Below are 19854 nucleotides of genomic sequence, written 5' to 3'. Positions count from 1 at the left end.
CGGTGAGACGCCAGTGAGCCCACGACGTGCTCGCCGCGGCGTCGACGGGCGCGATGCGCGCGTCGACATGCTGCGCGGGCTCGCCCTCGTGTCGATGTTCGTCGCCCACTGTGCCCCGAACGACGGCCCGTTCCGACTGGCGGCGTTGACCGAGTTCGCGACGGCGCCGTTGTTCGCGCTCCTCATCGGCATCAGCGCGATGATCGCGGACCGTGGCAACGCCGGGCTGCCCGTCGCGTTCGTCCGGGCCGGGGTGCGCGCGGCCGTGCTCGTCGCGCTCGGGTTGTGGATCGAGCCGTGGGGTGCGCAGGTCGACGTCGTCCTCGTCTACCTCGCCCTGCCGACGCTGTTCGCGCCCCTGCTGGCGCGGCTGCCCGACACGGTGCTGCTCGGGATCGCCACGACGTCATGGGCTGCCGCACCCGCCCTGCTGAGCTGGGGCCGCACCCGCAGCACCGAGGCTCTCGTCGCCGGCGACGACGTGGGCCACCGGTTGTGGGACATCGTGCTCGCCGGGCCGCACTACCGCCTGACGACGCTGCTCGTCTTCACCTGCCTCGGCATCGTGCTGTGGCGCTGGACGCGAGGCGTCCCCGCGTGGAGCGCGGGCCTGGCGGGCCTCGTCGCACTCGCAGGGGCCGCGTTGCTTATGGCGGCGAAGACGTCGGGACGCCTCGCGTTCGAACCGTACGACGGCAGCCACCTCGAGATCGTGCTCGAGGTGCTGCTCGTCGGGGGATTCGCGCTCGCCTGGTTCGCCGTCGTGCCGGAGCGCTTCTGCCTGCCGGCGCTCGCCGCCGCGGGGTCGATGACGTTGAGTGTCTACGTCCTGCAGATCGCGTACCTCGCCTGGTACGTGCGTGAGGTGCATCCCGGCGAGCGCGACGACGCGTGGGGCAACGTCGGCGTCCTGTGCGTCGGCGCCCTCGTGTTGCCGATGGTGTGGCGCTCGCTGGTCTCGCGCGAACCGTGGTCGCGTGGGCCCCTCGAGGGCGCGACGGCCGCCGTCACCCGCGTCATCCGCTGAATCGCGTGCCTCGTCGCGCCGGCGAGCCGAGCGACGGTGCGGTGATCCGCGCGCCCTTGCGTCGACGGTAGGCTCGTGCTCGTGGCACGTCAGCGAGTTCCCGAAGGTCCGCCCCCCGCACCCGCCGTCCAGAAGGTCTCGGTGAGGTACGCCAAGCGCGGACGTCTGCGTTTCTCCTCGACGCGTGACTTCCAGCGCGCCCTCGAGCGTGCCGTGCGTCGCGCGGGGGTGCCGATGGCGTTCTCCGCCGGCTTCCACCCGCACCCGCGCATCTCGTACGCGAACGCCGCGCCGACGGGGGCCGCCTCCGAGGCCGAGTACTTCCAGCTGCAGTTGACGCAGCAGTGCGACCTCGATGCGCTGCGCGCAGCGCTCGACGAATCGTTGCCGCAGGACATGGCCGTGCTGCGCGTCGTCGAGGCCGCACCGGGAGCGCTCGCCGACCTGCTCCAGGCCAGCGTGTGGCAGCTCGACTTCGAAGGCGTCACGCTCGAGACGATCACCGACGCCGTGGCGACGTTCATGGATCGCGCCGAGCTGCTCGTCACCCGCATGACGAAGTCGGGTGTGCGCGAGTTCGATGTGCGTCAGGCCGTCCTCGCCTCCGACGTCGTGCTCGTGCGCGCCGGCGATGCCGACGGACGTGACCTCGTGCGCTGGACGATGACGATCCAGCACACGACGCCCGCGGTGCGCCCCATCGATGTCATGACCGGTCTCACCGAGCTGACGGGCCTGCAGGTGCCGCGTTCGCCGCTCATGACGCGTCTCGCACAGGGCATTCTCGAAGCCGGCGGCCGCGTCAGCGACCCGTTCGACGCCTGAAAAGCGCCGTCCGACGGACTCGTGGGTCGCCGCATTCGTGGGGCAGGCCCGGCGTGGGTGAGGCATGCGACGCCACGTGGACACGAGGGTGCCGACCTGCCGACACTCGTGGGGTGACTGTGCGATAATGCGAGTGGAACGTGCAGGTCTCACAGAGCCTGCCGCTCCCGCAGAACCTTCCGACCGCGCCGTCGGAGCGCAGGTGATGCGGCGCGAGCCGCAGCCGGTGCACCGCGAATCGCGCGAGGGTGGCCGACGCATCGTCATGCGAAGCCGCCGACCGAGAAGCTCTGCGGCGTGACGTCCGGTGCCGCGCGCAGCGCGAGCCGACGAGCCACGTAGAAGACGACTTCCGTCCTGCGGACACGAACGATCGCAGGCGATACGAACGATCCGCGCCGCGGCGCGTGCAAGGCCCAGGTGGTCTTTCTGTGGCACACGTCGTGCCGACGAAGAAGGAGGGCCCCGTGGCCCCCGAAAATCTTGAATTCCCCTTCGCCAGCCCGTTCGCGGCCGGCAGCCCCTTCTCCGCGTCGCGGGCCGAGCCCGCGCAGGACGCTGACACGAGCGACGAGGTCGAGGCCATCGACGGTGACGAGGACGTCACCGATGGCGACTCGGGCCAGGGTGCGCCCGCTGGCGCCGCGTTCGGCCTCGTGTTCCAGGCCGCCGACCCGATGACGCGCGTGCCCCGCCGCTCGCGCCGTGCCGATGACGAGTCGCCGCGTGACGAGGCACCCGCCGCCCGCGGAGGTGGCGACGACGCCGACGACGAGGCATACGAGCAGCCGCGCCCCGCGCGTTCGCGCAGCCGCCGCCGTCGCGGTGACGACGCGCAGCACGACGAAAATGGCGACGCGTCGTCCGACGACGCCGCTCAGAGCTCGCGCGAGGACGCGGACGAGGCGGGCGAGAAGCAGTCCGCCGACACCGACGACAACCACGACGAGAACGACGACGAGCTGACCCCGCGTCGGCGTCGTCGCGGCGGCCGTGGCCGTCGCGGCAACAAGGGTGACGACGCCAGCGACGGTTCGCAGGCTCAGCACGACGACGCCGACGGCCGCGACTCCGGTTCCAAGGGCGGCAACGCGAAGCACGACGACGCGGCGCAGGGCGACGGCTCGAAGCGCGACGGCAACGCCGCGCAGGACGACGGCTCGAAGCACGACGACGCCCAGGACGACGCGGGGTCGCGCAAGCGCACGCGCCGTCGCCGTCGCAGCGGCTCGGGTCAGGGCTCGGACGGCGACGACGCGAACACCGTGACGAAGGTGCGCGAGCCGCGTCGCGCGAAGGACGAGATCACGTCCATCAAGGGCTCGGTGCGCCTCGAGGCGAAGAAGCAGCGCCGCCGCGAGGGCCGTGAGGCGGGACGCCGCCGCACCGTCATCACCGAGGCCGAGTTCCTCGCACGCCGCGAGAGCGTCGAGCGCGTCATGGTCGTGCGCGAGCAGGAGGGGCGCACTCAGATCGGCGTCCTCGAGGACGGGGTGCTCGCCGAGCACTATGTCTCGCGTCAGGAGCAGGCGAGCTCGATGGCGGGCAACGTCTACCTCGGCCGGGTGCAGAACGTGCTGCCGTCGATGGAGGCGGCGTTCGTCGACATCGGCCGCGGGCGCAACGCCGTCCTGTACGCCGGCGAGGTCAACTGGGACGCCGCCGGTCTCGACAACCAGCCCAAGCGCATCGAGCACGCCCTCAAGGCGGGCGAGAGCGTCCTCGTCCAGGTGACGAAGGACCCGATCGGCCACAAGGGCGCCCGCCTGACGTCGCAGATCTCGCTACCGGGACGCTTCGTCGTCTTCGTGCCGGGCAACTCGATGACGGGCATCAGCCGCAAGCTGCCCGACACCGAGCGCGCGCGCCTCAAGCGCATCCTCAAGGAGGTCGTGCCGGCCGACGCGGGCGTCATCGTCCGCACCGCCGCCGAGGGTGCTTCCGAGGAGGAGTTGCGCGCCGACGTCGAGCGCCTCATGAAGATGTGGGAGCGCATCCAGGCGAAGGCCGAGACGGCCAACGCGCCGTCGCTGCTGCACGGCGAACCGGATCTGACGGTCCGCGTCATCCGCGACGTGTTCAACGAGGACTTCGCGAAGATGGTCGTCTCCGGCGAGCGTGCCTGGAACGAGGTGCACACCTACATCTCCGAGGTCGCGCCCGACCTCGTCGAGCGCCTCGAGAAGTGGGAGGGCGACGAAGACGTCTTCGCCGAGCACCGCATCGACGAGCAGCTAGCCAAGGCCATGGACCGCAAGGTGTGGTTGCCGTCGGGCGGTTCGCTCGTCATCGACCGCACCGAGGCGATGACGGTCGTCGACGTCAACACCGGCAAGTTCGTCGGCTCCGGGGGCAACCTCGAGGAGACCGTGACGAAGAACAACATCGAGGCGGCCGAGGAAATCGTGCGTCAGCTGCGCCTGCGCGACATCGGCGGCATCATCGTCGTCGACTTCATCGACATGGTGCTCGAGGCGAACCGCGAGCTCGTCGTGCGTCGCCTGCTCGAGTGCCTGGGCCGCGACCGCACGAAGCACCAGGTCGCCGAGGTCACCTCGCTCGGCCTCGTGCAGATGACGCGCAAGCGCGTCGGCGCGGGCCTCGTCGAGGTCTTCTCCGAGACGTGCGAGTCGTGCCAGGGGCGCGGCATCGTCATCCACGACCACCCGGTCGAGAACCGCGACATCAACGGCAACGACACGAACCGCAAGGGTCGTGGCGGGCGCGGTGGTCGTGGTGGCCGTGACACCCCGGGCAACGGTTCGCACGGTTCGACCGGCGGCTCGAACGGCGGTCAGCACCAGGGTCGTCAGGACGAGGCCGGCGAGTCGAAGGCGGAGCGCGACAACGGTTTCGCGCAGATCGCCGCGGCCGCGCACGCCGCAGCGATCTCCGCGGGCGACAAGTCGGCGACGTCGAAGCCCGTCTCCACCGCGTCTGACGACGACGCCGTCATGACGGTGTCGCCGCAGGACGGCGCTGGCTCGGCTGAGGCTGCTCCCGAGACAAGTGCGCCCAAGAAGTCGGGCACGCGCCGCTCCGGTCGCGTCAAGCCGCGCTCGGAGCGCGTCGCCCAGGCTGCTGCCGACGCCTCGACGGACGCGGGCGACGTGACGAGCGCGCCTGCGGCGAACGAGGGTGCCGCTGCCGACATCGCGACGAACGGCACGACGGTGAGCGGTTCGGCTCCTGCCGACGCGGGCAGCGCTGCCACTGCGACGGCGTCGACGGCGCAGGCCCCGACGGCGCGTCGTCGCGGTTCGCGTCGCGCGGCGGCGTCGACGGGTGCGCCCGCACGAGCCGGTGAGGCGAGCGTCATGACGGTGCCGGCGGCATCGGCGTCGGCATCGACCGCACCGTCCGAGGCATTTGAGTCGGGCACGTCGACCTCGGCTACGCCGTCGACTTCGGCGGCACTGGCGAGCTCCGGCACGGACACGGCATCGACCGACGGCCCGACGCTGGGTGCCGCATCGACGTCGGATGCTCCGGCGAACGCCACGTCATCGGCAGTCGTCACCTCGTCGGCCGGCACGACGCCGGCGCCGATGAAGCGTCCGCGTCGCCGCGCCGGTTCGAGCGCGGGTGCGCCCGTCACTCTGCAGCCGGTCGACCTCAGCGCGCCGGCGTCGTCGTCGGCCCCGTTGACGAAGGTCGCAGGGGAGGACGGCTCGGCGTCGAACTCGACGGGTTCGACCACGACGAGCGACGCGACCACCGCGAACGACACGGCCACGGCCCACAACACGGCTACGGCGAGCAACACGTCTGACGCGGCGTCGGCTGCCGTTGGCGAGCAGAAGGCTCCGGCACGCAAGAAGCGTGCTCGCGTCAGCTCGCCCGCCGGGGCACCCGCGCCGAAGGCAGCGAGCGACGACTGATCGATCGCGCGGGGCGCGCACCACGTCGTCCCGACGATCTTGGGGGCCGAAACTCCGCATGGCGGATTTTCGGCCCCCAACCGTCGTCGTGAAGACTTCAATCCGGCACCGCGGAGTTTCAGACCTCAAGCGTCCTGGCGAGGCGAGGCACCGACAGCCGGCGGGCCATCAGGACGATTTGGGCCCCGCACCCGCCGCCAGGTATTCTTTACGTTTGGTGCGCCCACCGCGCCCGATGTCCCGTCACCGCCAGCCTGCGCCTCGTGCGTGTGCGCGGCGAAACCGGGGTAGCTATCGGCCGGTCAGACAGAGCGAGCGTGCCATGACGAAAGAGAGTCCAACGTGTACGCGATTGTTCGCGCGGGTGGTCGCCAGGAGAAGGTCTCCGTCGGCGATGTCCTCCTCATCGACAAGGTCTCGGCGCAGCCGGGCGAGAGCATCGAGCTGAAGCCGCTCATGCTCGTCGACGGTGCCGACATCACGGTCGAGGCCGACAAGCTGGCCGGTGTCAAGGTGGCCGCCGAGGTCGTCAAGGCCGCCAAGGGCCCGAAGATCACCATCATGAAGTACAAGAACAAGACGGGTTACCGCAAGCGCCAGGGCCACCGTCAGCCGCTGACGCAGATCAAGGTCACCAAGATCGGCTGAGCCTCGCGCTCACCCCTGATCTTCCACAGATTTCGAAAGAGGCTCTGACATGGCACACAAGAAGGGTGCATCCTCGACCCGCAACGGTCGTGACTCCAATGCACAGCGACTCGGCGTGAAGCGCTTCGGCGGCCAGGTCGTCGGCACGGGCGAGATCATCGTCCGCCAGCGCGGCACGCACTTCCACCCCGGCGAGAACGTCGGCCGTGGCGGCGACGACACGCTTTTCGCCCTCGCCCCGGGCGCCGTCAAGTTCGGCGAGCGCAAGGGCCGCAAGGTCGTCGACATCGTCGTCGAGCCGGAGATCACGGCCTGATCGCTCACGCGATCATCTGATCACCCCGCGTGAGGGGGTGAGCCCGCGCGTCGCGGCTCACCCCCTCACGTGCGTCTCGGAACGCTCATAGAATCAACGTGGTGACGCATCGACGCGGCACCGCATCACGGCGGCACCACGGGCCTCACGGGCCCGGCCGCGCCACGCGCCTCGCGCGCGCCGAAAGGAATCACCCATGGCAACCAACTTCGTCGACCGCGTCGTCCTCAACGTGACGGCCGGCAACGGTGGGCACGGCGTCGCCTCCGTGCATCGTGAGAAGTTCAAGCCGCTCGGTGGCCCGGACGGCGGCAACGGCGGGCACGGCGGTGACGTCGTCCTCGAGGTCGACCCGCAGGTGACGACGCTGCTCGAGTACCACAAGAGCCCGCACCGCAGCGCGCAGAACGGCAAGCCGGGTGCCGGTGACGAACGCAACGGCGCCGACGGCGACGACCTCGTCCTGCCCGTGCCGGAGGGCACCGTCGTCAAGGATCGCGACGGCACGATCCTCGCCGACCTCGTCGGTTTCGGCAGCCGTTACGTCGCGGCCGCCGGTGGCCGCGGCGGCCTCGGCAACAAGGCCCTCGCGAGCCAGCGGCGCAAGGCGCCCGGTTTCGCGCTGCTCGGCGAGCCGGGGGAGAGCAACGACATCGTGCTCGAGCTGAAGACGCTCGCCGACGTCGCCCTCATCGGTTTCCCGAGCGCCGGCAAGAGCTCGCTCGTTTCCGTCGTCAGCGCCGCGAAGCCGAAGATCGCCGACTACCCGTTCACGACGCTCGTGCCCAATCTCGGTGTCGTGACGGCTGGTTCGCAGCGTTTCACGATCGCCGACGTGCCCGGTCTCATCCCCGGCGCGAGCCAGGGCAAGGGCCTCGGCCTGGAGTTCCTGCGTCACGTCGAGCGCTGCTCGGTCCTCGTCCACGTCATCGACTGCGCGACGCTCGAGCCGGGCCGTGACCCGATGAGCGACCTCGACACGATCGAGCACGAACTGAGCGAGTACGTCGCCGACGAATCCCTCGGCGGCAAGCCCCTTTCCGAGCGCACCCGCATCGTCGTGCTCAACAAGGCCGACGTGCCGGACGCCCGCGAACTCGCCGAGATGGTCAAGCCCGACCTCGAAGCACGCGGCCTCGAGGTGTTCATCGTCTCCGCCGTTGCGCACCAGGGCCTCAAGGAGCTGACGTTCGCGCTCGCCAAGCACGTCGAGCAGGCGCGTCAGGAGGTCGAGTCGGCCGTGCCGGCGCGCGTCATCGTGCGTCCGAAGGCCATGGACGACGCCGGGTTCCGCATCGTGAAGGAGGGTGGCACGCACGGCACGCTGTTCCGTATCGTCGGGGATCGCCCGACGCGCTGGGTGCGCCAGACCGACTTCAGCAACGACGAGGCCGTCGGCTACCTCGCCGATCGTCTCAACCGACTCGGTATCGAGGAGGAGTTGTTCAAGGCGGGCGCGGTGCCCGGCTCGACCGTCCTCATCGGTCCCGGCGACAACGCTGTCGTCTTCGACTGGGAGCCCACCCTGCAGGCCGGCGCCGAACTGCTCGGCAACCGCGGCACCGACCTACGCCTCGAGGAGGCGTCGCGTCCGTCGCGCGCCGAGAAGCGCGACGAGTTCCACAACCGCAAGGACGGTCAGCGTCTGGCGCGCGAAGAGCTCGCGGCCGAACGTCAGGCCGGAGTCTGGACCGAGCACGAGAGCTACCGCACCGAGGAGTGACGCGCCCCGCGCGTCGGTGCAGCAAGGAGTCGCCCGATGAACGCAGACGCCGCGACGACTATGCCCGACGAGCACGCCACGCGTGCGGCTGACGTGCGCGACGAGCACGATCATGCCGAGCACGCCCCGCAGACGCCCCCGACGACCCCTGCCGTCGACGGCGACGCGGTGCGCGCGCAGGTGCGCGAAGCCAAGCGCGTCGTCGTCAAGGTGGGGTCGAGTTCGATCACCCACACGAGCGGCGGCATCAACCACGAGGCGCTGACGGAGCTCGTCGGGGTGCTGGCCGAGCGTCGGCACGCGGGCAAGGAGGTGCTGCTCGTCTCCTCCGGAGCCATCTCTGCGGGGATGGGCCAGCTCGGCATGCCGACGCGCCCGACGGAGCTGCCGCAGGCGCAGGCCGCAGCTGCCGTCGGGCAGGGACAGCTCATGTCCGCGTACTCGCTGCTGTTCCAGGGTCTCGGGCTGACGATGGGGCAGGTGCTGCTGACGACGGAGGACGTCACCCGCCGCGCCACGTACCTCAACGGCCGCTCGACGCTGCAGACGCTGCTCGAGTTCGGCGCGGTGCCCGTCATCAACGAGAACGACACGGTCGCGACGCAGGAGATCCGCTTCGGTGACAACGACCGGCTCGCGGCACTCGTCGCGCACCTCGTCGACGCCGACGCGCTCATCCTGCTCTCGGACGTCGACGCCCTCTATGACGGTCCGCCGAGCCGCGAGGGCACCTCGCGGATCCCGTTCGTCGCGGACGTCGCCGCGATGGATGACGTCGAGATCGGCGGCACCGGATCCGGTGTCGGCACCGGGGGCATGCGGACGAAGGTCGACGCGGCGCGCATCGCAACCGCAGCCGGCATCCCGACGATGCTGACGTCGATGCCGAACGCGCGCCACGCGCTGCTCGGCGAGCAGGTGGGCACGGCATTTGCGCCGACAGGTCGTCGTCGCAGCGCGCGACGCCTGTGGCTCGCGCACGCGACGCACCCGGCCGGGCGCCTCGTGCTCGACGATGGCGCAGTCGAGGCCGTGCGGACGAAGGGGCGCTCGCTGCTTCACGCGGGTGTCATCGAGGCGCAGGGGCGATTCCTCGCAGGCGACGCCGTCGACCTCGCCGACCGTCACGGCCACGTGTTCGCGCGCGGGCTCGTCAACTACGACGTCTCCGACGTGCACCGTGCCATGGGGCGCACGACTCGCGATCTGAGCGACGCCATCGGCCCGGCTTTCGAGCGCAGCCTCGTCCACCGCGATCATCTGGTGCTGCTGCCCTGAGCCACTTGTCCGGTCCGGGGGAGTAAAGTTAGCCTTGCCTATGATCGCCGCGTCCCGCGACGATGCGAACGCTCCGAAGGTGAGGCCCATGACGACGCTCGACCTGCTGCGGCCCGGCTCCCACGCCACCGTCGTCGGATTCGATGCGTCCCGGTGCGCCGACGCCGTCCTGTGTCGCCTGCGCGAGCTCGGCTTCCGCGAGGGTGAACAGATCGAGGTCGTGCGACGTGCGCCGATGGGCGATCCGATGGTCTTCCGTGTCTGCGACTACGAACTCTGCCTGCGTCGGCGTGACGCGGGTGCCATCCGCGTCGACGTCCTGTGAGCTGCCACGCCCCCGATGACGTCGCGACGGCGGACGCTGCGACGAGCACCCGCGTCGCGCTGCTGGGCGCGCCGAACGCCGGCAAGTCAAGCCTCTTCAACCGACTCACCGGTCTGCGCGCGAAGACGGGCAACTACCCGGGCGTGACGGTGTCGCGTTCGTTCGGAGACGTGCGCGCGGGCGAGACGAACCTCGTCCTCGAGGACCTGCCGGGCACCTACAGCCTCGAGGCCGTGAGCCCCGACGAGCAGGTCGTCGTCGATGCCCTCGCCGGCCGACTCGACGGCGTGCCGGCACCCGACGCGCTCATCGTCGTCGCCGACGCCACGACGTTGCGACGCTCGCTGCCCTTCGTCGCGCGCGCGATCGCGTTGGGCAAGCCGACGATGCTGGCCCTCACGATGATCGACGAACTGCACGCGCGCGGCGGCCACCTCGACGTCGCAGCCCTCGAGCGGGCTCTCGGCGTGCCGGTGCGGGCCGTCATGGCGGCGACGGGCGTGGGGGTCGACGACATCCGCACCCTGCTCGCCGACGTCCCCGCCTGGACGCGGCCCGTCGTCAGCCCGCCGACGCAGGATGCGCAGCTCGCGCCGTGGTCGCGTTCGGTGCTCGCGGCCGCCGAGTACATGCCCGCCGGGCAGGACACGCGCTCGCGGCGCATCGACGCGGTGCTGCTGCACCCGGTCGCCGGTCTCGCCGTGTTCTTCGCGACGATGTTCCTGTTCTTCCAGGCCATCTTCACCGTCGCTGCGCCGCTGCAGGATCTCGTCGAGCAGGGGTTCGCGTGGCTCGGCGCCCAGGCGCAACACATCCCGAACGACACGCTCGCCTCACTCGTCGGCAACGGCATCATCGGTGGTGTCGGCGCGACGCTCGTCTTCGTGCCGCAGATCATGCTGCTGTTCTTCGTCCTGTCACTGCTCGAGAACGTCGGGTACTTGTCGCGCGCGGCGTTCCTCATGGACCGGATCATGGCCGCCACGGGGCTGGAGGGCCGCGCGTTCGTCGCGATGCTCAGCTCGTTCGCATGCGCGGTGCCAGGCATCATGGCGACGCGCACCATCCCGTCGTCACGCAACCGCATCGCGACGATCATCACTGCGCCGCTCATGACGTGCTCGGCGCGCCTGCCCGTCTACGTGCTGCTGACGTCGCTGCTCGTCGAACCGGGGCAGCGGTACGGGCCGTTCAATGCGCAGGGCCTCGTGCTCTTCGGGTTGTACGTGCTCGGCGGGCTGTCGGCCCTCGTCGCGGTCGCCGTGTTCAAGGCGACGGCGCTGCGCGATGCGTCGCTGCCGTTCTACATGGAGATGCCGCCGTACCGCTTCCCGTCGATCCGCAACGTCGTGACGACGATGTGGCACTCGGTGCGTATGTTCCTGCGCAAGGCCGGCGGCATCATCCTGACGACGACGGTCGCGCTGTGGGTGCTGCTCAACTTCCCGGCCCGCGGCGCCGAGACCGCCGGGATGGGCGACACCGAGAAGGCCGCGTACGTCATCGACCACTCGTATGCCGCCTCGATCGGGCGGTTCATCGAGCCGATCTTCGCGCCGCTCGGGTTCGACTGGCACATCTGCGTCGGGCTGCTCGGCGCGACGAGTGCGCGCGAGGTCTTCGTCGCGACGCTCGGGCAGGTGGCGAGCGCGACCGACCCCGAGGACCCGCGCGCGGCGCTCATGAAGATGACGTTCAGCGACGGCCCGCACGCCGGGCAGCTCGTCTTCACGACGGCGACGGTCGTCGCGCTGCTCGTGTTCTTCGTCTACGCCCTGCAGTGCGTCTCGACCATCGCGATCATGCGTCGCGAGACGAACACGTGGCGCTGGCCGGCGATCGCGTGGGCGTACATGTTCGTCCTCGCATGGGGCATGGCGTTCCTCGCTCGCCACATCGTGCTCGCGCTCACATGAGCGACCTCGCCCTGCACCCGGAGGCAACACCCGATCCAGACGTCGTGCGGTGGCGCTTCTCCGGAGCGCGGTGCGACGTCCCGCTCGGAGCGCTCGCGGCGTGGCCCGAGGCGCTGACGCGCGCGGGCGCCGGCGACATGGTCAGCGAACCGGGCGCGCTCGTCGTCAGGCTGCGCGCGCCGCACACGTGGGCGAGTGACGGAGCAGCCGTGCGCGACGCGCTGAGCGACGTGCTTGCTGACACGTCGAGCCGATTCGTTGCGCGTGAGCCCGGCGGCGTCGAGCCGAGCGATGCCTCGAGCAACGCCGACGGGGACGCCGTGGGCGAATTCGACGAGGGCGCTGCCGACGACACCGAGATCGCCGAGCAGGCCCGAGTGGTCGTCGCGGACGTCGCCGAGCAAGTGGCGCACTCGCACGGCGGCGACATCACGCTGATCGGCGTCGAGCGCGGCGTCGTCACCGTCAGCCTCACGGGCGCGTGCGACGGCTGCCCCGCGGCGGCGATGACGCTGCACCGGCGCATCGAGGACGAGCTGCGCGCGCGGGTCGGCGGGGTGCGCGAGGTGCGTGCCCACACCGTGAAGAAGCGCTCGGGCGGACTGGAGCGAGGCGGGCGTGCGCTCCTACAGTGGGCGCATGAGCGACGTCGCTGAAGAAACCCGTCACCGCATCGAGACCGCCGGTCGAGCCGCGCGCGCCGCGTCTAAACGCCTCGCGCTGCTCTCGCGCGCCGAGAAGGATACCGCGCTGCTGACGCTCGCCGACGCGGTCGAGGCCGCGTCCGCGACGATCGTCGCGGCGAACGAGGAGGACCTGGCGCGGGGCGCCGCGGGCGGCATGAGCGAGAGCCTGCAGGATCGGCTGCGGATGACGCCCGAACGCGTCACCCAGGTCGCGCAGGCGCTGCGCGACCTCGCGGCGCTGCCCGACCCCGTCGGCGAGGTGACGCGCGGCAACACTCTCGCCAACGGCTTGCAGATCAAGCAGGTGCGCGTGCCGATGGGTGTCGTCGGCATGATCTACGAGGCGCGCCCCAACGTCACCGTCGACGCAGCGGGGCTCGGATTGAAGAGCGGCAACGCGATGATCCTGCGCGGCGGCTCGGCCGCCGCGGCGACGAACGCCGCGATCGTCGAGGCCCTGCGCGCCTCGTACGAACAGCAGGAACTCCCCGCCGATGCGGTGCAGTTGCTCGACGGCGGCCACGACGACGTGACGGCGCTCATCACCGCGCGCGGTCTCGTCGATCTCGTCATCCCGCGCGGTGGGGCCGCGCTCATCGAGGCGGTCGTCACCGGTTCGAGCGTGCCGGTCATCGAGACGGGCACGGGCAACGTCCATGTCTACGTCGATCGCGCGGCGGATCTCGACATGGCGCTCGACATCACCGTGAACTCCAAGACGCACCGGCCGAGCGTGTGCAACGCGGCCGAGAGCCTGCTCGTGCACGCCGACGTCGCCGAGACGTTTCTGCCCCGCGTGCTCACCGAGCTCGCCGAGCGCGGTGTCGTCCTGCACGCCGACGAACGCGCCGCTGCCCTCGCCGGTGGCGTCGCGACCCAGCCCGTCACGGACGAGGCGTGGGGCACCGAGTTCCACGGCCTCGAGATGTCGGTCGGTGTCGTGGACAGCCTCGACGGGGCGATCGCCCACATCGATGGCTACTCGACGCATCACACCGACTGCATCGTCACCGAGGACCGCCCGGCGGCGCGCACGTTCGCCGCGCAGGTCGACTCGGCCGTCGTCATGATCAACGCCTCGACGCGTTTCACCGACGGCGGCGAGTTCGGTTTCGGCGCCGAGATCGGTATCTCGACGCAGAAGCTGCACGCGCGCGGCCCGATGGCGCTCGCGGAGCTGACGACGACGAAGTGGATCGTCGACGGCGACGGCCAGATCCGCTGACGTCACTCGCGCCGCATCCTGACGACGGTCCCGACGTTTCGGGGTGACGCTCGACGCCTGAAGCGCGTTCGTCGCGGCCCAGCGCCCGGCGCCCGGCGCCCGGCGCGTCATGACGCCTGGGCGAGCACCTCGAACCCGGGCTCGGCGACGGGGTGTGTTCCGCCGGCGCGGGAACCACTCTGCGTCTCGACGACGGCGCGAGCACCATCGCCCGTGCCCGTGCCCGTGCCCGTGCCCGTGCCCGTGCCCGTGCCCCTGCCCGTGCCCGTGCCCCCGGCCTCGAACGAGTCGTAGGCGACGTAGTGGGTCGGGCGCGCCTGGGCCGATTGAAACAGGCGGCCCACGTACTCGCCGAGCACGCCGAGGCACAGCAGCTGCATCGCGCCGAAGCCGCTGACGACGACGATCGTGGACGCCCATCCGGTGATCGAGTGACCCGTCAGCTTCGAGACGACGGCGAATGCGGCCACCGCGAAGGCGAGGACGAAGCCGGCGAGACCGAACCACGTCGCGAGGCGCAGCGGAGCGCTGGAGACGCCCGTGACGGAGTCGAGCGTCAGCCTGATCATCTTGCTCAACGGGTACTTCGACTCGCCGGCGGCCCGCTCGTCGCGGCGGTAGCCGACGTCGGCCGACGGAAAGCCCAGGGCCGGCACGACGAGGCGCAGCACCCGGTTGGTCTCCGGCAGCGCGAGGACGGCGTCGACGGTCGTGCGCGACATGAGTCGGAAGTCGCCGGCGTTCATTGCCCCACGCGCGCCGAGGCGGTGCATGAGCGCGTAGAACGCCTCGGCGGTGACGCGCTTGAAGGCGGTGTCGGTGCTGCGGTCGGTGCGCACGCCGTAGACGACGTCGACGTGTTCTCGCTCGGCCACCTCGAGCATCTGGGCGATGACCTCGGGTGGATCCTGCAGATCGGCGTCGATCGTCACCATCCAGCGTCCCCGGGCTCGGGCGAGGCCCGCGCTGATCGCGGCCTGGTGCCCCGAGTTCGCGCGCAGCTGGATGAGACGCACCTGCGGCCACGTCCGACGCATCGCGTGCAGGAGCGACGCGGTCGCATCGCGGGATCCGTCGTCGACGCACACGACCTCGTACGGCACCTCGAGGCCGTCGAGGACGGGGCGCAGGCGTTCGGCGAACAGGGGCAGGACCTCTTGCTCGTCGTACATCGGGACGACGACGGACAGGTGGGGTGCGCCGTTGGGGAGGGTGTCGAAGCTGGGGTGGGAGGTCATGGCTACCTTCTCGGCGGATCGGCTCGTGCGCGGTGGCACCGTGTCGATCGAGACGTTAGGAAGGGTCGCTGTCACAGGGCTGTGTCGAGGCAGTATCCTTGCTTTCATGACGTCGTTCGTTTCGCTTGTCGCCGCTGTGGATGTTCCGGAGCTCGAGGAGAACCACATCGCCATGCCGCCGTGGGCCTTCGGTCTCATGGCCCTGTGCATCTTCGGCCTGTTGTTCGCGCTGCTGTGGGCCTTCCGCAACACCGCGGCCCGCTTCGGTGCCCCCAAGGGTCACGGCCCCGCCGGTGTGCGTGGTGGGGGTCAGAACCAGGGTGTGAACCACTGACATCACGAATCGGGGTCATGGGCGGCACGTTCGACCCCATTCACCACGGTCACCTCGTCGCGGCGAGTGAGGTTCAAAGCCTCCTCGACCTCGACGAGGTGATCTTCGTGCCCACGGGTCAGCCGTGGCAGAAGGCCGGACGAGATGTCGCGCCGGCCGAGCACCGTTATCTCATGACGGTCATCGCGACGGCGTCGAACCCGCGCTTCAGCGTGAGCCGCGTCGACATCGACCGCCAGGGACCGACGTACACGCGCGACACGTTGACCGACCTCAAGCGGCTGCGTCCCGATTCGGAGTTGTTCTTCATCACGGGTGCCGACGCGCTCGCGCAGATCCTGTCGTGGAAGGGCGTCGACGAGCTGTGGGAGCTGGCGCACTTCATCGGCGTCACGCGCCCCGGGCACGAGCTCAGTGACGCGGGGCTGCCGCACGATCGCGTCACCCTGCTCGAGATCCCGGCCATGGCGATCAGCTCGACCGACTGCCGTGACCGGGTGCGTGAGAGCAAACCCGTGTGGTACCTCGTGCCCGACGGCGTCGTGCAGTACATCCACAAGTATCAGCTTTACGGGCCCCGAGCGGGCTCCCTCCAGGAGGACTGAGTGTCCGCAACAGACCGTTCCCTCGAGCTGACGCGAGCTGCCGCCCAGGCCGCCGCGGACAAGCTCGCCACGTCGATCACCGCGATCGACGTGAGCGATCAGCTCGCCATCACCGACACGTTCGTCATCGCCTCCGCGGAGAGCGAGCGTCAGGTCAACGCCATCGTCGACGCCGTCGAGGAGGCGCTGCTGCCGCTCGGCGCGAAGCCTCAGCGACGTGAGGGCCGCGCCTCCGGGCGTTGGGTGCTCATCGACTTCGGTGACATCGTCCTGCAGGCCTTCCACGAGGAGGACCGCGAGTTCTACGACCTCGAGCGCCTGTGGCAGGACTGCCCCGTCATCGAAATCGAGCTCGACGAGCCCGCCGACGCGTGACGCCGACGTACCCCGAGAATGACCCGCTGCGGCGGGTCATTCTCTTGCGTCATGGGCGCACGGCATGGAACGAGCAGGGGCGCTGGCAGGGCCGCCTGGACGTGCCGATCGACGACGTGGGGCTCCGGCAGGCCGAGCGTGCCGCGGCGCTGCTCGTGCGCGACGGTTCGATCACGCGCCTCGTGACGTCGCCGGCGCGGCGCGCGGCGCAGACCACGTCCGTGCTCAAGGGTGCATTCGACCTGGCCGGTCGGCCGCTCGTGCGCACCGAGGACGCTCGGCTCGTCGAGATCGACATGGGCGCGTGGGCCGGTCTGACGCACGCGGAGGTCGCGGCGCGCTGGCCCGACGCGTCGGCCGCGATCGCGCGTGGCGACGACGTCCGGCGCGGTGACGACGGCGAGACGCTCGCCGAGGCGACGGCACGCGTCGAGGCGGGCGTGCGTGATGCCGTGTCGTTGGCAACCCCGGGGGAGAGTGTGCTCGTCGTGACGCACGGCGCCGTCATCCGCGGGGTGGCGGGTGCGTTGGCGGGGCTGACGCCGCAGACCGTGCGCACGTCGTTCCGGAGCATCGACAACTGCCACTGGGTGACGCTCGTCGAGCGTCGCGACGGTGGTTGGGCCATCGAACGCTGGAACGCGGGGGAGTGAGCCTGCCGGCTCGTGGGCTCTGGGGCGCGGCCGCGTCTTGTCGTGTCGGCGGATCGGCATTCATGTCTCGGTTTCCGCGCTCGGTCCTCGCGGCGGACTGGGGGCGGGGCAACCTCGTAAAGGGGCCGTCGGCGTCGCGTCAGCCGTGGCATGATCGGGGCGGATCGTACGCGGACGAGGAGAGAGGCTCAAGTGAGCGAGCACGGCAGCAACGAGTCGATGGCGCGACGGTTGGCGAGCGAGGGTGGTTGTCGACCGATGGGGCGCCAGGAGTGGCTTCGCGTTCTCGCGGCTCTCGCGCTCGGGTTGGTGGTGTTCGTCGCCGTCATCGTCGTGGCTCGGTCCCTCCTTCCTGACAGCGTCCTCGACGACGCGTTCGGGGCGTGGTTGCCGCCCATCCTCGGTGGTGTCGGGATGGGCTTGGCCTCTCCGGCGATCAACCGTCTCGTGGGTGTGCCCGTCGCGGGCCGTGCGGACGAGGCCCGTCGCGGGGACGAGGTGCGGCGATGAGTCGGCACGCGGGGCGCGAGCGCAAGCGGATGTCGCCGCGCACGTTCGGGCGGCTCATGAACTTCTACCCGCCGCTGGTGGGCATGGGATTGCGGGTGAAGTCGTTCTCGGACGACTGGAGCGAAGCGCGCGTCGAACTCAAGCTCAATCGGTTGAATCGCAACCAGAACGGCACGGCGTTCGGTGGGTCGATCAACGCGATGACGGATGCGTTCTTCCCGTTGCTGCTCATGCATCAGTTGGGTCCGGAGTATCTCGTGTGGGATCAGGCGTGTGAGATCGAGTTCCGTTCGCCGGGCACATCGACGGTGTACGGCGTGTACGAGATGCCCAAGGACGTTGTCGAGGAGATCCGCGCGCAGGCCGCTGACGGGTCGAAGGTGTTGCGCTGGTTCGAGTGTGATCTGACGTTGGCTGACGGCACGATCGTCGCGCATGCGAGGCGTCTCGTGTACGTGCGGAAGAAGCGTCCGAAGGCGGCGTGACCGTTCGCGGGTCGGTGCTCGCGGCGTGCGTGCGGGTGATTTGCTTCGTGGGTGACCGGCCGGTTAAGGTACACGGGTTGCTCACGAGGTGAGTGCGGGGCTATGGCGCAGTTGGTAGCGCGCTTCCATGGCATGGAAGAGGTCTGGGGTTCGAATCCCCATAGCTCCACAAGACAGAAACAGAGGACCACCCGGACACGCTTTTCGTCTGGGTGGTCCTCTGTTTCTGTCTTTGATCGAACTCTGTGATTCGAGGAGGAGGGCGAGCGCCAACTAGCCCGACGGAGTCCCCATAGCTCCGACGCGCGAAGCGCGTGTGCCTGCGCGACGCTGAGACGCGCGACGCGCGCGACGTCCCAGCGGTGCACGCACGCAGCTCGTGACCCTGAGGCGTCGTCGCATCGGGGTGAACTCGAGTTGGACTTGCTGCGTCGAGGGGGTAAGGTTCTGCGAGTGCCCACGCGAGTGGGTCTCGGGGCTATGGCGCAGTTGGTAGCGCGCTTCCATGGCATGGAAGAGGTCTGGGGTTCGAATCCCCATAGCTCCACAGGATAGAAACAGAGGACCACCCGGACACGCTTTTCGTCTGGGTGGTCCTCTGTTTCTGTCTTTGATCGAACTCTGTGATTCGAGGAGGAGGGCGAGCGCTAGCGAGCCCGACGGAGTCCCCATAGCTCCACGACGCACGAAGCGCGTGAGACCTCGCGCCGCCACGCCACGACGCGCGAAGCGCGTGACACCTCCGGCGACGCGAGTGAACCTCGCCACCATGCGCGTGAGCCTATCGTCACGCCAGCGCCACGGCTTCGTCTTCGGAAGGCATCGTCCCGCGCAGCGCCGGCATGAGCAGCAGCGACGTCGCGATGGCGAGCACAGCGGCGATGGTCATGGCGGTCCCGGCTCCGACGATGTTGGCAATGCCTGCGATGAGGAGTGCGCCGGCGGCTTGGCCGACCATGGTGCCGGTGTTGAGCAGACCCAAGGCTTTGCCCTTGGTGTCGGGGTGGATGGCGGCGACGAGGCGTTCTTGCAGGGGCAGGGCGGCGGCGTAGCCGATGGCGGCGGGGCCGCCCAGAAGCGCGGCGAGCACGATCGGCGGGTGGAGGGCGAACAGAGGAACGGTGCGGCGAGCAGCAGGAGTCGTTGGCCGGTAGTCCTGCAGGCCGATGCGGGTGCCGATGACGGCGACGACGTCCGCGTCGGCGGAGATGAGGAGCAGGTTCGTGGGGGCCACCCATGTCAGCAGGATGGCGCCGAGGGCATCGCCGACGACCTGGACGGTGCTCACCGTCATGTTGAGCGTTGCGCGCCCGAGGACGAACGCTTCCTTGGGCACGATGTCCGACAGCAGCGCGATGGTCGCGGCGAGGGCGGAATGCCTGACGGCGACGAGCACGAAGCGTATCCACCACGGCAGTGGCGGAATGACCTGGGTGCTGTCGACGCAGGCGGCGACGACGCCCGTCATCATCATGGCGGTGCGCGGGCGCACGAGGTCGCTCGAGGCGAGCAGGTAGCGCGACGTGCCGAGCTGGACGAGTGGCCGGCCGAACATGACCAGCGTGGTCAACAAGGGGGAGCGGGTCTGGTCGAACATCACGACGCCCACCGTGAACGTCCCCATGACGGCACTGACCAGGAGCAGCATCCGAAAGATGAACAGCGCGCGGAACTCGGTGTCATTCGCCATCCAAGGTGAACCACTGACTCGCGGAATAAGGGGCCTGGTTCACTTTGGATGACAGCCCGGCGGCCGCCAGGCACCATCCAAAGTGAACCAAATCAGCACGGATTAAGTTGAGGA

Annotated in this window: 19 protein-coding genes and 2 tRNA genes; 19 read left to right on the top strand and 2 right to left on the bottom strand. The window is 69.9% G+C overall.

Features of this window, described 5'->3' with window-relative positions; genetic code table 11:
- Positions 1 to 13 precede the first annotated feature (13 nt).
- The 11 genes from NQ706_RS10015 (at position 14) to NQ706_RS09965 (ending at position 13850) form a co-directional block, all read left to right on the top strand.
- A complete protein-coding gene (locus NQ706_RS10015; RefSeq protein ID WP_038568723.1) occupies positions 14 to 1027 on the top strand; it encodes an OpgC domain-containing protein in 1014 nt (337 codons plus the stop codon).
- Between the two features lie 75 nt (positions 1028 to 1102).
- Positions 1103 to 1852, top strand: a complete 750-nt coding sequence (locus NQ706_RS10010; protein WP_006943458.1) for a TIGR03936 family radical SAM-associated protein — start codon at positions 1103 to 1105, stop codon at positions 1850 to 1852.
- 431 nt (positions 1853 to 2283) lie between these two features.
- Positions 2284 to 5733: a ribonuclease E/G gene (locus NQ706_RS10005; RefSeq protein ID WP_051805974.1), complete on the top strand. Its 3450-nt coding sequence runs from the start codon at positions 2284 to 2286 to the stop codon at positions 5731 to 5733.
- A 342-nt stretch (positions 5734 to 6075) separates the two neighbouring features.
- The gene (rplU, locus tag NQ706_RS10000; RefSeq protein WP_006944318.1) at positions 6076 to 6381 is read left to right on the top strand and encodes a 50S ribosomal protein L21; all 306 of its coding nucleotides are present in this window, start codon (positions 6076 to 6078) and stop codon (positions 6379 to 6381) included.
- A gap of 49 nt (positions 6382 to 6430) precedes the next feature.
- Complete coding sequence (gene rpmA, locus NQ706_RS09995; RefSeq protein WP_006944241.1) at positions 6431 to 6697, top strand: 50S ribosomal protein L27; 267 nt, start codon at positions 6431 to 6433, stop codon at positions 6695 to 6697.
- A gap of 196 nt (positions 6698 to 6893) precedes the next feature.
- Complete coding sequence (obgE, locus tag NQ706_RS09990) at positions 6894 to 8420, top strand: GTPase ObgE (protein ID WP_038568721.1); 1527 nt, start codon at positions 6894 to 6896, stop codon at positions 8418 to 8420.
- Positions 8421 to 8456: 36 nt separating this feature from the next.
- Positions 8457 to 9698: a glutamate 5-kinase gene (gene proB, locus NQ706_RS09985; RefSeq protein ID WP_235181930.1), complete on the top strand. Its 1242-nt coding sequence runs from the start codon at positions 8457 to 8459 to the stop codon at positions 9696 to 9698.
- A gap of 88 nt (positions 9699 to 9786) precedes the next feature.
- Positions 9787 to 10023: a FeoA family protein gene (locus NQ706_RS09980; RefSeq protein ID WP_175282459.1), complete on the top strand. Its 237-nt coding sequence runs from the start codon at positions 9787 to 9789 to the stop codon at positions 10021 to 10023.
- Positions 10020 to 11939 (top strand): ferrous iron transport protein B, encoded by a 1920-nt coding sequence (feoB, locus tag NQ706_RS09975; protein WP_038568717.1) that lies wholly within the window; start codon positions 10020 to 10022, stop codon positions 11937 to 11939. Before NQ706_RS09980 ends, feoB begins: the two co-directional genes overlap by 4 nt.
- Positions 11936 to 12595, top strand: coding sequence for a NifU family protein (locus NQ706_RS09970; protein ID WP_038568714.1), 660 nt, complete (start codon positions 11936 to 11938; stop codon positions 12593 to 12595). The genes feoB and NQ706_RS09970 overlap by 4 nt, the downstream gene beginning before the upstream one ends.
- Positions 12579 to 13850 (top strand): glutamate-5-semialdehyde dehydrogenase, encoded by a 1272-nt coding sequence (locus tag NQ706_RS09965; protein ID WP_038568712.1) that lies wholly within the window; start codon positions 12579 to 12581, stop codon positions 13848 to 13850. Before NQ706_RS09970 ends, NQ706_RS09965 begins: the two co-directional genes overlap by 17 nt.
- 107 nt (positions 13851 to 13957) lie before the next feature.
- Here the strand turns inward: NQ706_RS09965 and NQ706_RS09960 are convergent, their stop codons facing one another.
- A complete protein-coding gene (locus tag NQ706_RS09960) occupies positions 13958 to 15088 on the bottom strand; it encodes a glycosyltransferase family 2 protein (protein ID WP_038571146.1) in 1131 nt (376 codons plus the stop codon).
- Between the two features lie 106 nt (positions 15089 to 15194).
- Here NQ706_RS09960 and NQ706_RS09955 point away from each other — a divergent pair, with 106 nt between their 5' ends.
- The 8 genes from NQ706_RS09955 to NQ706_RS09920 all read left to right on the top strand — a co-directional run bounded on the left by NQ706_RS09955 (position 15195) and on the right by NQ706_RS09920 (position 18597).
- Complete coding sequence (locus NQ706_RS09955; RefSeq protein WP_038568710.1) at positions 15195 to 15422, top strand: hypothetical protein; 228 nt, start codon at positions 15195 to 15197, stop codon at positions 15420 to 15422.
- Between the two features lie 17 nt (positions 15423 to 15439).
- Entirely contained in the window at positions 15440 to 16027 is a 588-nt protein-coding gene (gene nadD / locus NQ706_RS09950) for a nicotinate-nucleotide adenylyltransferase (RefSeq protein ID WP_038568708.1), read from the top strand.
- On the top strand, positions 16028 to 16402 hold the full coding sequence (gene rsfS / locus NQ706_RS09945) for a ribosome silencing factor (RefSeq protein WP_038568706.1): 375 nt from the start codon (positions 16028 to 16030) through the stop codon (positions 16400 to 16402). It abuts the gene before it with no gap.
- Positions 16399 to 17055 (top strand): histidine phosphatase family protein, encoded by a 657-nt coding sequence (locus NQ706_RS09940; protein ID WP_167539846.1) that lies wholly within the window; start codon positions 16399 to 16401, stop codon positions 17053 to 17055. Before rsfS ends, NQ706_RS09940 begins: the two co-directional genes overlap by 4 nt.
- Positions 17056 to 17247: 192 nt before the next feature.
- Positions 17248 to 17565, top strand: coding sequence for a hypothetical protein (locus tag NQ706_RS09935; RefSeq protein ID WP_150112757.1), 318 nt, complete (start codon positions 17248 to 17250; stop codon positions 17563 to 17565).
- A complete protein-coding gene (locus tag NQ706_RS09930) occupies positions 17562 to 18050 on the top strand; it encodes a DUF4442 domain-containing protein (RefSeq protein WP_051805972.1) in 489 nt (162 codons plus the stop codon). Before NQ706_RS09935 ends, NQ706_RS09930 begins: the two co-directional genes overlap by 4 nt.
- A gap of 96 nt (positions 18051 to 18146) precedes the next feature.
- A tRNA-Ala gene (locus tag NQ706_RS09925) sits at positions 18147 to 18219 on the top strand.
- Between the two features lie 305 nt (positions 18220 to 18524).
- Positions 18525 to 18597, top strand: a tRNA-Ala gene (locus NQ706_RS09920).
- A 240-nt stretch (positions 18598 to 18837) separates the two neighbouring features.
- On the opposite strand, the gene NQ706_RS09915 is transcribed toward NQ706_RS09920, so the two are convergent.
- Entirely contained in the window at positions 18838 to 19740 is a 903-nt protein-coding gene (locus NQ706_RS09915; RefSeq protein ID WP_404360846.1) for a hypothetical protein, read from the bottom strand.
- Positions 19741 to 19854 lie beyond the last annotated feature (114 nt).

Source organism: Dermacoccus sp. BD5, assembly GCF_044878485.1.
Lineage (GTDB): Bacteria > Actinomycetota > Actinomycetes > Actinomycetales > Dermatophilaceae > Dermacoccus > Dermacoccus nishinomiyaensis.
This window is presented reverse-complemented; position numbering and strand designations above follow the sequence as displayed.